This is a genomic window from Croceibacter atlanticus HTCC2559 (assembly GCF_000196315.1).
Taxonomy (GTDB): Bacteria; Bacteroidota; Bacteroidia; order Flavobacteriales; family Flavobacteriaceae; genus Croceibacter; species Croceibacter atlanticus.
Genome location: NC_014230.1, coordinates 92,382 through 108,670 on the forward strand (window position 1 = coordinate 92,382; position 16,289 = coordinate 108,670).

Annotated in this window: 16 protein-coding genes; 15 read left to right on the plus strand and 1 reads right to left on the minus strand. The window is 31.1% G+C overall.

The annotated features are described in order from the left end of the window. Nucleotides 1–299 precede the first annotated feature (299 nt). The 14 genes from CA2559_RS00330 to CA2559_RS00400 all read left to right on the plus strand — a co-directional run bounded on the left by CA2559_RS00330 (nt 300) and on the right by CA2559_RS00400 (nt 14,019). The gene (locus CA2559_RS00330; RefSeq protein WP_013185834.1) at nt 300–791 is read left to right on the plus strand and encodes a hypothetical protein; all 492 of its coding nucleotides are present in this window, start codon (nt 300–302) and stop codon (nt 789–791) included. A gap of 214 nt (nt 792–1,005) precedes the next feature. Next, entirely contained in the window at nt 1,006–2,760 is a 1,755-nt protein-coding gene (locus tag CA2559_RS00335) for an ATP-binding protein (RefSeq protein ID WP_013185835.1), read from the plus strand. Nucleotides 2,761–2,906: 146 nt separating this feature from the next. Further along, nucleotides 2,907–3,968 (plus strand): DUF4062 domain-containing protein, encoded by a 1,062-nt coding sequence (locus CA2559_RS00340; protein ID WP_013185836.1) that lies wholly within the window; start codon nt 2,907–2,909, stop codon nt 3,966–3,968. 154 nt (nt 3,969–4,122) lie between these two features. After that, nucleotides 4,123–5,142 (plus strand): hypothetical protein, encoded by a 1,020-nt coding sequence (locus CA2559_RS00345; RefSeq protein ID WP_013185838.1) that lies wholly within the window; start codon nt 4,123–4,125, stop codon nt 5,140–5,142. Between the two features lie 230 nt (nt 5,143–5,372). After that, nucleotides 5,373–6,989 (plus strand): hypothetical protein, encoded by a 1,617-nt coding sequence (locus CA2559_RS00350; RefSeq protein WP_013185839.1) that lies wholly within the window; start codon nt 5,373–5,375, stop codon nt 6,987–6,989. 207 nt (nt 6,990–7,196) lie between these two features. Beyond that, on the plus strand, nt 7,197–7,868 hold the full coding sequence (locus tag CA2559_RS00355; protein WP_013185840.1) for a hypothetical protein: 672 nt from the start codon (nt 7,197–7,199) through the stop codon (nt 7,866–7,868). Between the two features lie 324 nt (nt 7,869–8,192). Then, nucleotides 8,193–8,684, plus strand: coding sequence for a hypothetical protein (locus CA2559_RS00360; RefSeq protein WP_013185834.1), 492 nt, complete (start codon nt 8,193–8,195; stop codon nt 8,682–8,684). 198 nt (nt 8,685–8,882) lie between these two features. Continuing rightward, nucleotides 8,883–10,793, plus strand: coding sequence for an AAA family ATPase (locus CA2559_RS00365; protein ID WP_013185842.1), 1,911 nt, complete (start codon nt 8,883–8,885; stop codon nt 10,791–10,793). Nucleotides 10,794–10,972: 179 nt separating this feature from the next. Further along, nucleotides 10,973–11,296, plus strand: coding sequence for a hypothetical protein (locus tag CA2559_RS00370; RefSeq protein WP_013185843.1), 324 nt, complete (start codon nt 10,973–10,975; stop codon nt 11,294–11,296). A gap of 78 nt (nt 11,297–11,374) precedes the next feature. Further along, nucleotides 11,375–11,788 carry a hypothetical protein gene (locus CA2559_RS13785; RefSeq protein WP_013185844.1) on the plus strand — a complete coding sequence of 138 codons (414 nt, stop codon included), beginning with the start codon at nt 11,375–11,377 and terminating at the stop codon, nt 11,786–11,788. A 369-nt stretch (nt 11,789–12,157) separates the two neighbouring features. Then, a complete protein-coding gene (locus tag CA2559_RS13915) occupies nt 12,158–12,346 on the plus strand; it encodes a hypothetical protein (protein WP_238524715.1) in 189 nt (62 codons plus the stop codon). Between the two features lie 210 nt (nt 12,347–12,556). After that, a complete protein-coding gene (locus CA2559_RS13645; protein ID WP_158305524.1) occupies nt 12,557–13,198 on the plus strand; it encodes an IS3 family transposase in 642 nt (213 codons plus the stop codon). Nucleotides 13,199–13,298: 100 nt separating this feature from the next. Further along, nucleotides 13,299–13,550, plus strand: coding sequence for a hypothetical protein (locus CA2559_RS00395; RefSeq protein WP_148232755.1), 252 nt, complete (start codon nt 13,299–13,301; stop codon nt 13,548–13,550). Between the two features lie 13 nt (nt 13,551–13,563). Then, a complete protein-coding gene (locus tag CA2559_RS00400) occupies nt 13,564–14,019 on the plus strand; it encodes a DUF2750 domain-containing protein (RefSeq protein ID WP_013185849.1) in 456 nt (151 codons plus the stop codon). Nucleotides 14,020–14,219: 200 nt separating this feature from the next. On the opposite strand, the gene CA2559_RS00405 is transcribed toward CA2559_RS00400, so the two are convergent. Continuing rightward, complete coding sequence (locus CA2559_RS00405; protein ID WP_013185850.1) at nt 14,220–14,861, minus strand: DUF6266 family protein; 642 nt, start codon at nt 14,859–14,861, stop codon at nt 14,220–14,222. Between the two features lie 417 nt (nt 14,862–15,278). On the opposite strand from CA2559_RS00405, the gene CA2559_RS00410 reads away from it, so the two are divergent. Further along, entirely contained in the window at nt 15,279–15,614 is a 336-nt protein-coding gene (locus tag CA2559_RS00410) for a helix-turn-helix domain-containing protein (RefSeq protein ID WP_013185851.1), read from the plus strand. The last annotated feature ends 675 nt before the right edge of the window (nt 15,615–16,289 follow it).

The following is a 16,289-nucleotide window of genomic DNA, read 5'->3' on the forward strand; positions in this document are numbered from 1 at the left end:
TTGCTTGTTCTCGTCTACTTCTGAAAATCCTCTCGGATTTTCAGTTTGGTGCGTACTTGCAAAGTTAATCGCTAAACCACGCAACTACTCATAGCCGAGACCGTTGTCCACAATAACCTCATCAATTGACTTTCCCACGTCACTACGTTGGCGTTAAAGTCAACTGATTCGGATACGGGAAATGAAACATCGCTTTGCTCAATTTCTCCTATTCCCCTAATTGTGGACAACGTTCGGGGTCTATTAAAAAATAAAAGCACCTGCAACCTCTGAAATACGAGGTTGTCTAAATATTTAAAATGAGTGAAATACATAATATTATATTTGAAAAAGGGATAGATAGATTGAGTTTTGATGTTTCTATTTTATATAATGAACTTGAAAATATTGAATTTGAAGATTATGATTTAGCATTAGCTGAATTACAAGAACTTAAACTTATAAAAAGAATAGGTATTGGTAATTCTTTTAAAATCACAAATTCAGGATATAAGGCTTACGAAATGGGTATTGAAAAATTTATCCAAGAACAAAAAAAAATAGATTACAGAAAAGAAAGAAAGGTTTTTTATGATTACCAAGTTTCAAGATTTAGAGCAAAAACAGGGTACATACCTTATGTAATATCTTTTATCAGTTTGATTATTTCAATATTTGCTTTTCTCAATAATAAAAATAAAGAGTTACAACAACCCATAAAATCAAATGCATTAGAACAAATAAAAGACAGTACTTTATTTTCCATCCAAACCAAAAGGGCAGATTCATTAAATAAATTAAATCGTAAATAAAATTTTTCATTTTCTGTTGTTTTTAATTAATATGTTTCGGTTACATTGGACAACAGAGTCTATAATTCAATGCTAAGGCATTGAGTGCTTTTATTTTTTTTTGATGCTTCCGTAGCTACTCTCGCTTGCGATTGCAAGCGACCGCTACACGCATCAAATCATAGACCCCGAACGTTGTATGCAAGGCAAAACCGACTTTAGAACATAAAAAAATATGACAAAATCAGCACACTTTAAAGTTGACCCAAAACTAGCAGAATTACTAGGCGAAACATATCGCTCAGTCGAAGAAGCCACAAAGGAATTAATTGACAACGCCTATGATGCTGATTCTGAAAATGTCAAAATTCAACTACCAGACGAGTTGACACCTGACCAAAAAATTGTGATAGAAGATGATGGTTCAGGAATGAAAGAAAATGAGGTTCGTAACGAATACTTAAATATTGCAAATAGCCGAACTTCTCGAAAAGGCAATGTCACATTTTCAAAAAAGAGAAAAGTTAAAGGTCGTAAAGGAATCGGAAAATTTTCAGGTTTAATGGTTGCAAGTCAAATGACAATTGAAACTTATGCAAGCGGTAAAATGACTTCATTAACCATTAACAAAGACGATTTAGCAAAAGCAGGTTATGACTTAGAAAAAGTTCCTCTTCCAATTAATGTAACAGACTGTGATAAAACAAAACACGGAACTAGAATAACACTTGAAGGAATTAATCAAAATTTTAGCTTTCCAAATCCTGATAGACTAAAGGAAATTTTAATCCGAGACTATGGTCGTGAAATGGATTTTGACATAACAATAAATGGCGAAAATATCGGTGTACTTGACCTTCAAGGAAAATCATACTCGGAAAGAATAGAATTGCCAGATGGGAAAATGGCTACATTAAATTATACAGTTACAGAAAAGCCAATAAAACAAGCAGGAATAGCAATTAGAGTAAACAATAAAATTATCGGTAGACCTCAAAACTTTCTTTCAGATGATGAAATTATTCCTAAAAAACTACAAAATAGAGTCTATGGAGAAATTATCTGTGATGATTTAGAAGATGATTTAACAGCCGATTTTGGTGCAGTAATCGACAACAGTAAATTATACCAAAAACTCACAACAAGCACTACAGAAAAATTACGGAAATCCGTTGACGAAGTTTTTGTCACTGATATGAAAATGGCAAAAGCACGTTATCAAAGAAAAATCAACAAGGAATTAGAGAAATTACCTGATTTTAAACAACCTTTCGCAAAAAAAGCACTTTATAAAGTTCTTGAGAAATTTTATGGAGAAACCGAGGAGAGAATAAATACAGTAATTTCTGTTATGGTATCCGCAATGGAAAAAGACCATTATTGGGATATTGTTCAAAATATAGAGGATACGAGAACAGGAGATGTTGAAAAATTTGCAGAAGCACTTTCCGAGTTTGGTTTTTTAGAAATGAGCATAATTTCTAGTCAAGCAATTAATAGATTGAGATTTTTAGACGAACTAAATATTTTAATAGAAAATCCTAAAACTCTTGAATCAACAGTTCATAAAGCTTTTGAGAAAAATACTTGGCTTTTTGGAGATGATTATTCTGTAATTTTCTCAGACCAAGGCTTAAAAACCTCAATCGAAAAAGTAATTAATAAGACGTATAAAGGAGAAAAGCCAGATGATAGACCAGATATTCTTTTTGGAAGAAATATTACTAGGTCATTAGTCTTAATAGAATTTAAAAGACCAAGTTTTACATTAAATCGAGATACGGAATCTCAAGCATTAAAATATCGAGATGAACTCAATGTATATTTTCACAATCAAAAAATTGAAATTATCCTTTTAGGAGGTAAGGTAAAAGGGATAATAAGCTCTCACAATGAACGAGGAGATGTTTTATATAGAACTTATGTAGATTTAATTAGTGTAGCTAGACAGAAATTAATTTGGCTTATAGATGAACTAAAAAAAGAATAAAGCCCAGCATACAACAACGGCTATAAGCAATTGGGGTTTAAATGATTATCCGAAAATTAAAACATAAAACAAAGGTCTGTGCTAAACTGAAAAGTAAGAGCAAAAAATCCCCAACTGCTCATAGCCAAACCGTTAGCTCTAATTAGATGAAAAAGAAATACCAAATATTTGTCTCTTCTACATACGAAGACTTAAAAGAAGAAAGGGATTTAGTTATTAAAGCTATTTTAGAAATGGGACATATTCCTGTAGGAATGGAAATGTTTAGCGCAGGAGATGAACAACAATGGCAATTAATTCAAAGTCAAATTAATGATTGTGATTACTATATCATAATATCTGCTTTTAGATATGGTTCAATGGACGGAGACATCAGCTACACAGAAAAAGAATATGACTATGCCTTTAGTAAAGGGATTCCTGTTTTGGGCTTTGTAATAAATGAGGATGTTAAATGGCCTGCAACAAAAGTTGACAAAAACGCTACTAAAGTCGAAAAACTTACCTCATTCAAATCAAAAATTCAAAGCAAATTAGTTAGCTTTTGGAATGACAAGAATGATTTATATGGTAAAGTCTCTATTTCATTAATGAAACAGTTTAACACTAACCCAAGAACAGGATGGGTAAAATCATCTGAATCAATGGGCCCTGAAGTGCTAAAAGAAATTTCACGCTTGAGTACTGAAAACTCGGATTTAAGAAAGGAGATTGAAGAATATGAAAATAAATTAAACAATGAAGAAAAGGCGGAATTTGAAAAAACTTTAAACACTCTAAAGCATAATAAAAGAAGTCCTTCCTTTTTCTACTATGGAGGTGAAGATTGGGAATACGAGAATGAGGAGTTCACTTTATTAGAAATTTTTAACCTTTTAGCACCAGAGTTAATGATTGAAAATAGCTCTAAATACTGTTCAATGTATTTAGGGACAATGCTTAATCCTGATAAAGAAAGAGAACTAAGAGCCGAATGGCCAATTCCAAGTAATACAGTTAGAAAAATTTTAGCTGATTTAAATGTCTTAGAAATCATTAAACCATCAACAAAAAAACATAGTGTAAAAGATGAAAATGATTATTGGACTTTAACCGAACAGGGAAAAAAGTTATTTAAAGAGGTAAGAAGAGAATTGTTAGATAAAAACCTAGAGAATGGGAAGATTGCAAGTGTTAAAAATGAAAAAACTACGAAAACAAAAAAGTAAAATAACTAGAGCTAACAATGGCTATAAGTAATTGCTTGTTCTCGTCTACTTCTGAAAATCCTAGAGGATTTTCAGTTTGGTGTGTACTTGCGAAATTAAGTGCTAAACCACGCAACTACTCATAGCCGAGACCGTTAGGGGCAATTTGAAAAAAATGAAACGCATAATTAATAAAATTTTTGAAATACCCTTGATTATTCCAATCAGGATTGCGCTATTCCTTCTTGTCACTTTATTATCATACAAATTTTTAACTTTTTTTTCATCAGAATACAAATTCGATGCAAAGGAACTTTTAAACTTATTAATTAGCACAATTTCAATTATTATAGCAATAATTATTACTTACTTATTCTCTAAATTATTTTCTGAAAAAGCAGAAAGAATACAACGGAAAGCTGAAATTGATACTCTTTCCCACAAAATAACGGCTTTCAGAAAAATGGCTTTTCAAATTCGTGGATTTAGTGAATTTTGGAAATTTGGGAATAATAATATCAAATCAAAAATGGACCATAAATACAATGACTTGGCTTATGAAGATTTGCGAAATGACAGGTTCACTTACGAAGAACTAACACCAATAATTAGAGATGTTGGAGAAACTGCAATTCAATCCTATTTAGGATTAAAGGGATTAGAAAATGAAGAAAATACCTTTGGCTTTTTTCAATCATTCAACCCAAAAAATTATACCTTGGATGAAATCGCAAGATTTAAAGATTATGCAAATTCATTCTGGTATTTATTAAATCGTTCGGATAGCAATATTGTAAATTTAAATAGGGAAAATAGATATTCTTTAAACTTCATTGATGAGCTGTATTTTGAAATTACAGCAAAAAAAATAGACCAATCAAACTATAACAAAGAAATTGAAGAGCTATTTGGTCATTTCGATACGGATATTTTTCATAAGCATTTTTATTTATCAAAACTCAATTCAACTGCTTTACCTCAAGTATATATAACCAGTCTATTAAATATGCTAATTTTCATTGCGTTGGTTATCGCAAGTCTTGTTGTTTTTATAGCTGATTTTAATTCACTAACGAGATACATTTCTACAATTTTAGTTGTAAGTATATTTATTGCTAACACAATTGATTTGACTATAATAACTGTATCAGCGTTAAAGTCTGAATTGAACGTTAAGGCATTTTACCGAATATAAACTGCCCCTAACATCGTATAAAAACAATAGGGCAATTGTAGCAAAACCGAATGGTTCGGGCGCATTTGTGAGTTCGCCAAATTTTTAAATTTGGCTTATTGAGTAAAGAAAAAATAATAAGAAAAATTTAAAAATTCGGCTTGTGCTTAATCGAATGGATAGCGTGCAAATCCGCCCTACTGTTCTTATACACAACCGTTGTGCTTCATTAAAAAAACATACCCAATAATTTGAAAAACAAAGAAAAGATAACCGATTTTGAGAGAACAAATCCACTTTCATTATTTTATGAATTTGGAATGTCACCAGATGAATTGAAATCGGAAATAATAGATTGCTTTTCTAACTATTTTCAAAATCAAGAAAGACTCAAAAAATATGCTACAACTGATTTAGTTAACAATTGGCTATCGTATATTCTTGTCGAAAGAGATTCTCCTGAATCAATAAAAAGCATTGATACTATACTTGAAATCTTTAATGGAGCAAAAAATATAAATCAGAATAAAACAATTGAAGCATACAACTCTTGGTTACCAGAGATTAGTCAAGGAATATCTAGATTTTGGAGTTTATACAATAATCAAATTGACATTAAAAATCTTTGCGTAGAAGACTATTTAGAAGAGTCTTTAAGAATGATTGGACATTCTATTGAAGGAATTTCTAAACCATTCATTAAGTTATTATTTCATTTAAACAGAATAAAAAGAAATAAACAGTCTGATTTTTCTGAAATCAAATCAAAAGATTTAGGAGTTGTAATTGACGAATTAATAAATACAACTGATTTAGATGATTTATTAATTATCTCGAATCACTCAATTCGATTAAATCAATGGCGAAATATTGCTTATCATCATAATTCAAAAATCATTGATGGAAAAATCATTTGTTGGTATAAAAAAAATGGAATAAATGAAGAATTTGAATTATCAAGAGATGAACTATTCTCAAGTTTATTGAAAATCTTATTAACCTTTAAACTAATCCGAGTTTCAGAAACTATTTTTTGTTTTGACAATATAAATGAGATACAAGAATTACGAGACTCAATTGAGAAAGAACCTTTAAATATTCGAGATGAAGCTAAACTATTAGACTTTAAATCATCTTTAAGTCTTCAAGGATTCAAAATAAAAAAACTGAAAACCGAAAATAACTCTTCTGTATTGACATTAATTGATATGCAAGAATATGGAAATTTTCAAAAAAGAGCAATTCACTCATCTCAATTTTTATATAATCTTTGGTTACATACAAACTCAAATAAACTTATTGTTGAGTATTATGTCTTTAATGGAGATAAGTTTTTAGTATCGGAAATAGACTCTACTATATTTGCCAACCATACTGGAGGCGATATGAAATTATCTGAATTATTAACGGACGTTAATTTTTCTTTTATATCAAAAAGTTATAGCCAAAACAAAAACCCTTTTGAAAAGTTAATATTATCAAAAAATATAAAAGAGCATAAACAAAAATTTTATTCTCAACAAGGAGAAGAGCTTAGTATTGAGGAATTTTCAAAGAAATTTATTTTAAGTGTATTCACAAACTACTTGGTTTTTATTTCTGAAGGCTTCAACACAAATGATATTCAAATTAATATTGGTTCAGATGGAGCGATGGCAATAGCTGATAAAAAAATAATATTAAGAGTTCCTGCTACAATAAGAAATAAAGCATATCAGTTAAAACTAATAGAATTATTGGAGCAAGTCATAAACTTATATTCAAATGGAGAATTAAAACGAGAAATTGTTGAAGATGCAAAAATGAATAATAAGTACTATTTCAAAAAGTCATTAGTTAAAGACCAATTGAAAAACGAAGATAAATAACGAAAGCACAACAAGGTATAAAAAACATAGGGCGTTTGTGCTAAACCGAAAGGTCTGTGAATATTAACAAAGTCCGCTAAATATAAAATTTGGCGTTTATAGAATAAAAGATAAAAGCAAAATATTTATATTTAGCTAAGTAATAAACCGAAACGACAGTGCTTATCACCTGCCCTACGATTTCTTATACTGAACGTTGCCATTAATTTGAAAGAAGTGCCGAAAAAAGACAAAAAGAAATTAAAAAAAGCAAAATCTGATACTTTTAAAATAGTATTAACTGCTTTACTGACTTCTATGTTTACTGGATTTGTTTCATATTTTTTAATGTTCAGTCAATTAAAAGAAGAACAAAATTATTGGAAAACGAGAACAAAAGCCGAAAAAGTATCTCAACTTTTAGAAAAACAAATTGAAATTTTTGATAATGTAAATTCTGGAATATTATTGACTGAAGTATTAGCTAAAGATTTCAAATTATATTCCGCTAAATTTATGTCAACGATTGAATTATCATTAGCAGGTGGAAAAAATTCCACAAACGAAGAAAGCGAAATATTAAATAATAAAGCTATCGAATATCATAAGCAAATAAATCAATTGGCAACTGATATACAAATGTCCGAAATGTATTTTGGAGCTAAAGTAGACTCTCTAATAAACCCTTTATCGGAATCTTTAAATTCAAATTATCAGAATAATTTAATACTGGGAGATACAACTAGATTAAAAGGATATAAAAATGTAACAGAATATTTTAAAAGAGATTTTAATACGACTAAAGAATTATCGGAAAACCGCTTGAAAATATTAAAAGCAATGCGAAGTGAAATAGATTCAACAGCTGAAATTTTATACGGAGATTACCTAAAAAACTAATGGCAACAATGTATAAAAATAATTGCTCAATTTTGGGCTTAACCAAAGGTCGTTGCAAGTTTACTACGTCTGATTTTCCTGCGGAAAATCCTCGCACGTAAACCCGCAACTATTCTTATACGAGACCGTTGTCCACAATAACCTCATCAATTGACTTTCCCACGTCACTACGTTGGCGTTAAAGTCAACTGATTCGGATACGGGAAATGAAACATCGCTTTGCTCAATTTCTCCTATTCCCCTAATTGTGGACAACGTTCGGGGTCTATTAAAAAATAAAAGCACCTGCAACCTCTGAAATACGAGGTTGTCTAAATATTTAAAATGAGTGAAATACATAATATTATATTTGAAAAAGGGATAGATAGATTGAGTTTTGATGTTTCTATTTTATATAATGAACTTGAAAATATTGAATTTGAAGATTATGATTTAGCATTAGCTGAATTACAAGAACTTAAACTTATAAAAAGAATAGGTATTGGTAATTCTTTTAAAATCACAAATTCAGGATATAAGGCTTACGAAATGGGTATTGAAAAATTTATCCAAGAACAAAAAAAAATAGATTACAGAAAAGAAAGAAAGGTTTTTTATGATTACCAAGTTTCAAGATTTAGAGCAAAAACAGGGTACATACCTTATGTAATATCTTTTATCAGTTTGATTATTTCAATATTTGCTTTTCTCAATAATAAAAATAAAGAGTTACAACAACCCATAAAATCAAATGCATTAGAACAAATAAAAGACAGTACTTTATTTTCCATCCAAACCAAAAGGGCAGATTCATTAAATAAATTAAATCGTAAATAAAATTTTTCATTTTCTGTTGTTTTTAATTAATATGTTTCGGTTACATTGGACAACAGAGTCTATAATTCAATGCTAAGGCATTGAGTGCTTTTATTTTTTTTTGATGCTTCCGTAGCTACTCTCGCTTGCGATTGCAAGCGACCGCTACACGCATCAAATCATAGACCCCGAACGTTGCCAGCAATTTAAAGACAATCTATGAGCAAAGAATTAACTGATTTCGTTCAATACATACAAAAAGCACAAAATGAATTTAATTCTCATAGACAAGGAGCATTTGATTTAGGATGTAATAGCGAAACATTGGAATCTTTTGATAAGTTAATATCGTTAACTTCTAGTTTAGAGAATAAAGCAAAACAAGGGGAATTAAAAATAAATTATCTTAATCAATTTCAATCAAACATTGAGAGTATTCTATCTATTTTACCTTTTAGGGGACAACCTAATTCAAGTTTCTTAGCACATCAAAATGAACACTATAAGTCTCAGATTAAAAATAGCTTAGAACAAAACAACACTAGTATTTCAAGTCTCTATAACCAAATTGAATTTAATATTGACTTCTTCAACAAAATTGGATATTTTGATAGTAATGTAGTTGCAATAGGAGCTAATGGTAGTGGTAAAACTACCTTATCTAATAAATTCAAGACATATCTTCAAAATAATGGAGTAGTAATTTCAGCACAAAGAATTTTACTTGTTCCAAGTTTTGATTCAATCGCAAACCCTGCAAAGACTGCGAGTGAATTAAAACAATATCAACTAAGAGATAAAACTAATAAATCAAATAGTGAGTTTAACTATCTCAAACAGGAATTTGGGATTGTCTTAAAAAACCTATTAGCTGATAATATTTCAGTTGGTAACTCTTATAGAAAAAATGCAATTGACGCTGTAAAGTCGGGTAAAGCTATCTCAAATCCAGATACTACCAATTTGGATATTACATTTCAAATATGGAATTCCTTAATTGAACATCGAACAATATCTTGTGATGACGGAATAAATATTACTGCAAAGTCAAATGATGGCAGGTCATATCCAGCTATACAAATGAGTGACGGAGAAAAAGTAATGCTATATTTAATTGCTCAAGTTTTACAATCACCAAAGAACGGATTTATAGTTGTTGACGAACCAGAAATGTACTTACATAAGACAATTCTGAAAAAATTATGGGATTTGTTAGAGAATGAAAGAAATGATTGTATTTTCATTTATTTAACCCACGATTTAGATTTTGCAACAAGCCGAACAACTGCAAAGAAAATTTGGATTAAATCTTTTACGCATCCTGATAAATGGGATATTGAAGATATTCCAACTGACGAAATACCGGAGACATTACTTTTTGAATTATTAGGTAGTAGAAAAAACATTCTTTTTTGCGAAGGAGTAAAAGGTAGTATAGATGAACGTGTTTATTCTATTCTTTTTCCTGAACTTACAATAATGCCAGTAGGCAGTTGTTTTGATGTTATAAATCATACAAAAGCATTTAATAAACTTCAGAATGTAAATACTAAATCTTATGGCTTAATTGACTCAGACCACCACGATACAGATAGATTGGACAAATTAAAGGAGAGTGATATTTTCTCATTCAAAGTAGCTGAAGTAGAAAACTTATTTCTTGATTCTGATTTCTTAAAAATACTTGCTCAACAAATTTTGATAGATGAAGAGAATGTTAAGCTAATCGAAACGGATATAATAAGTGAGTTAGATAAATTAAAAGAAATTCAGGCCTCAAACTACGTTAGTACAAAAGTTAACTATTACTTTACAGATAGCGATGTTTCTAAAGGTAATGCTCTAGCTCAATTGGAGACAAACTATCAAAATTTTCTTGACAAAATATCCATAAATGATTGGTATAACCAGAGATTGGCTGAATTGAACGAAATGATTGGTAATTCTGACTACAACAATGTTTTAATTGCTTATAACAACAAAGGCATTAGGAACATTGCTAGTAAGCATTTAAAGATTTCTGATTTTACAGATAGAAGTATAAAATTACTTCAAGGTAATATTGAGGCTAAAACTGCATTGAATAAATATTTTCCTGAAGAAATAAAAACTGCTGGCAACAATGTATAAAAATAATAGCGGTTTAATAGCTAAAACGAAACTAAGAAAATATATAAAAGGTCTGTGTTAAACCGAAAAGTTAGTGCGTCTAAATCCGCTACTATTCTTATACTAGACCGTTGTGCGTCAGTTTAGAGAAAAATTCCTAAGTAAAAAAATACAATTAAAATAACCTAAAACTTAAAATTATGAAATTAGATTTGTACACTAAAAGTATCCTTACCGTTATTGCAATTTGCTTAACAATTAATGTTTTAAAAGATTTTGATATTATTCCAAAAACATACGCAAAAGAATCTCTAAAAAATGAACCAAATTTACTTCCAAACAAAAATTATGGTTTAATTCCCGTGAACGCTGACGGTACAATTGATGTAAATATCAAATCATCTTCTGAAATGGATGTTAATATAACTGGAGTGTCCACAAGCGATGAATTAGATGTAAATATTGATGAAATTGGTGGAGGCTATGTATCACATGGCGGACCAATAAGTGTTGAAATTGATTAATCAACTTTCCTAAAAACATTTTTGATAAAAACATCAACATAAATCTTAACCAACAGGTCTAAAAAAATTATAAACGTAATGGACATCAATCCTTCCGAAATAATGATTTCTGCGATAGTTGGAGTTGTCGTTGCGGAACTCTGGAATTTTATCAAAAGAAAATATGAAGAAACTCGTCCAATAAAGAAGCTGAAAAAAATTAAAGCTATCAAAGTTTTGTGGTTTATCCTGTCATATATTTTACCATTAGGAACTATTGTGTTTTTAATCATTGATAAAAACACTGAACCGACTTTTAAAAATATTTCTCTATTCATAATAATTTGCATTTCTTTAGTGTATAATCTTTTAATGAGCCATATAATCAACCTTTATAAAATGAATACAAAACTGACTAATATAAGCTCGGAGAAACTGACAAAAATTGACCAAACATTTGATAAGGTTTATCATCACATTGAAAAAACTAAATCGGACAATAACCTGAAATAAAAAACCGAACGCACAACAATGGCTATAAGTAATTGCTTGTTCTCGCCTACTTCTGAAAATCCTCGCGGATTTTCAGTTTGGTGTGTACTTGCAAAGTTAAGTGCTAAACCACGCAACTACTCATAGCCGAGACCGTTGGCAAACATTTTGACTCGTCCTGAATAAAGGCTACATAATTTCAAACAGTTATGTATAAAAATGACCGAGTAACCAGACGTTACAGCGAACATTTTAAATTAAAAATCTTAGCCGAACTTAGTTGGCAAATACACCAAAAACCAATTAGGAAAGCTCTACAGTATTGCGCCTACAACCATTAATGAATGGATTAGAAAGTACGAACGTAATGACTTAATGAACACAAGGATTATGGTAGAAACCAAAGATGAGATAACACGAATCAAAGCACTCCAGAAAGAGATTGAACAGCTTAAAAAACTAGTCGTGAAAAAGGACTTGGACGAGTTGGTGAATGATTCTTACTTACAAGTAGCTGCTCAAAAATTAGGCTATAAAAATGTGCTCGAACTTAAAAAAAAACTAAATATCAAGCTTTAACCATAGCCAGAAAAACTAGTAAAGGATTTACTTCTCTTTCTAAGCTATGTGCCTGTTTTGGGTTGAAACGTGACGCCATATACAAATACAAATGTAGAGCTGATAAACGTTTACAACTAGAAAAACAGATTATTCATATTGTTCAGAAAAGACGTAAATCCTTACCTAGGGAAGGTGTCAGGAAACTGATGATATCTTTACAAAAAGATTTTGAAAATCAAAAAAGTAAAAATTGGAAGAGACACTTTGTTTAAAGTACTTAGAGAGCATAAGATGCTAACCCTAAGAAAAAAATACAGCTGTAGAACAACCAACTCGCACCATAGATTTTATAAGTACCGCAACATCATAAAAGATGTGGAAATTACAAGACCTAATCAAGTTTGGACATCGGACATCACCTATATTAGAACCGTGAAAGGCTTTTGTTATCTGGCGCTCATCACAGATATGTACTCGCGTAAAGTTGTAGGATATGACCTAAGTGATAGCTTAGAACTCAAAGGTTGTGTTAGAGCACTTAATAAGGCTATTTATAATACTAAAACCATTAAAGGACTAGTACATCATTCAGATAGAGGAATACAATATTGCAGTAATGTGTACACCCAAATACTTAAAAGAAAAAAGATAGGCATTAGTATGACAGAAGAAAACCACTGTTACGAAAACGCAATGGCTGAACGTGTAAATGGAATCCTTAAAGATGAATTCTATCTCGACCAGACCTTTACTAACGTGGCACACGCCAAGAGAGCTGCAAAAAATGCAATTAATCTATATAATCAAATAAGATTACACTTATCTTTAGATTATAAAACACCAAATATGGTATATAAATTATCAGCGTAAAATTAATTTTAACCTGTAGCCATATTTCAGGACAAGACAGCTATAACAACCAATGAAAATTTTCAATATAGTTACGTCAGTTATCCTTACAATTCTGATTTTGTGCATTGCATATTTAATTCCAGAATTTGAAAGTATTCAAGTTGACCCGATGGGAGATGGACAATCTGGTATTGGAAAAGGAGTTATTGGACTAATGATATTCGGATTGGGAGTTTTAAGCCTAATTTTTGCATTAATTTTTATTCTTCTAATGGTAATTCGAAATACAAACCGAAATAAATGGAGTTATATAAATCTATTGGCATCATCCCTAATTTCAGCTTTTACTTTTATATACTTTTTTGGTTAAAATATTATTGACTATGTTCCAAGACTTTATTACGCTAAAAACCAGACACCTGAGATTCGTCAAGACAGTTTCTGATAGCGAAATAGTTTATGGACTAAAAAGTAAAAATGGATATGCAACATCAAGTTCAACTCAATACGAAGATGATGTCGGAAAACCAATCGGAATGATATGTTTTTGGGCAGAAAAAGTTAGAGCGAAATCCTGTGCAAAAGACGATTGGAAAAAATACAAAGTATCCGAAATTCCATTAGCCGAATTTATGGAAAATTGGTGTATTGGAATGGCTAATGATGGACTACTAATCGGAACTCAATTTGACCAAAATCTATTAGGACACGAAGTTGAGCCATTGGACTTGATTTTAGAATTGACGTCTGAATTAAAATCAATAGAAAAAGACTTGAACTTTAAAAAGTTTAATGGAATTGCGGACTTGGAAAAACAAGTAAAAGAAATAAATGAATAAAAAAAGCCAGCAGGTAACAATGTATTATATTAAGTAACTCTCATAACACCTATGAATAAAGGGTTTTATTATTTAAAAACAAAAAAGGTACAACATAGGTATAACTTTTTACACCTTATGCTGTACCCCTCTAAAACAAGTATAGACAACAAAAAACCGCTCCTGTTTAGAGCGGTTTTCTTATTTCTATTTAGTTGTTATTAATTCGCCGTACCAGAGCCTAAATAGATACTGTTTGATACTTGACTACCATCTGCCGAAACAAACGCCATAAATAGCTCTACTGTGTCTCCTGCGTAGGTGTTTGGTATTGTTACTGTCTGTGTTCCAGCAGTTCTAACTGCACCATCAAGAATATAAATAGATTCTTTCTTGGATGGGTTGTAAACCAACACCATTGCTTTATCAGTTGAGCTTGCATTCCCTTCCGCTGAATTATCTCCCCAACTAAAATCAACTTGCCCTGCATTTGATAGGTCTGTAACGCCATTTAAAACGCCTGAGAGACTTCCTCTACTCAAAAGAGCGTTAGTATAGTCAACCGTAAAATTGGGTGCTGTACCGGTAATGGCATTATTTAGCAAATAAGACATCGCAGAGTTAAATTCTGTCCTCTTATTAGCGAAATTTTTGTAACCGACCTTTAAAAAAGCTTTATTCGGTTGAAGAAATTCCAACACGCTTGAAAATTTGGTTCTTTGATTTACTTGCCCTTCCGTTCTTGGATTCGCAACACTTGAAGGCTTGATTCTGATGTAATCAATTCCTTTCCAATTACCACCGATAACGTTTCCAACTTTACCAGATAGTCCTCCTAAAATTCCTTGAGAGATTTTGCCCATAACATATGTAGATTTAAAAATTACTTATTCGAACTTGGTACGGACTTAATTCGGACTAAACAATACTTTCGTTTTGTCCTTTAAGCAAATATAAAATCTTCTGCAAGGCTTTTACATCTTCTCGTTGTGATTGCCTTTGTTTGCCCTCTTTTACTTTGCCCCTATATATTTTTAAAAGAAAAAATGAAAAAAAAGAAAGCAATATAGAATTGTGGCGTGGTTAATGGCGACAAGGTTTTTGGGTAAAAGTTTTTCTTAGCAAAATGTATTAAACTAAACACAATAGTATATTAGAAAAAGTTTTATCCAAAACCCGTAGGGCTTGACCTTTTTGTCATTGTGCGGTGGGCGAAGGAAGCCACATATCTTTGATTTCTTTTTTATTATTTTTTGAAGCCTGAATTTAAATCGAAGACTATGGAAAATCCTTTTGAAATTATCAATCAAAGATTAGAACGTATTGAAACTTTACTTGAAAACATTTACAGAGCAAGTAATATCAACGAGACTGGAATTGCCACGACTCCTATTATGAACATAAAGCAAGTTTCAGCTTATTTAGACCTATCTGTATCGGCTTTATACAAAATGACAAGTACTAAAGAGATACCGCACGCAAAACGTGGCAAAAGGCTTTATTTCGATAAAAAAGATATAGATTCTTGGGTATTGGAAAACAAAGTAACTACTACAAGCGATATTGAAAGAATGGCTACTGAGTATATTCTCAAAAATCCTATTAAGTTCCCTTGATGTTCCGCTTTTCTGGGGAATTGACACTTAAAAAAGTAGGTCTATTCCGAATTGAGCGTTGGGTGATGCGTTTGTAAGTGTAGCGTTTTAAATAGTTGTTTGATAAAACAGCATTTAAATAAGCTACTCTTACAGGACTTATAGACGATAGCGTATTGCTTTTTTGAGGTACGATAAAAAGTAATGTGCTATGGCGTATGACTACACTTTATAAACCTATTTTTTTATATCCTATTTCTTGGGTGGTGGGGAAAAGTGGACAATTAATGTGCTTAACGAAATGAGACAAACAAAGACTTGAGCTAAGGAAAACTTGGACTTAGTGATGGTTTTGTGCAGTTCGAATGAGATAAGTGCTTTAATTGTCGAGTTCGGATGTGCGCATTGGCTGAGCGGATATTTTACATAATAGCAGTTATAGCTACAAAATGCATTATCACTGCGTAGCAAACCTATTAAAGCGCCGTTTGCTACTATAACTTCTATTATGTAAACATAGCTTAGGGTTGTTTTTATGGCGCTGTAATTGTTTGAGCGTAGGCAATGGCTCTTTATTTTTTTGAGGCACGAAGAAAAAGTAATGTGCTATTATAGCTTTGGTACAATTACCGTGACATAAAAACAACAATGCGGTGGCGAGCTGAACACAATAAAATACAGAGGTTTCTTGCCTTA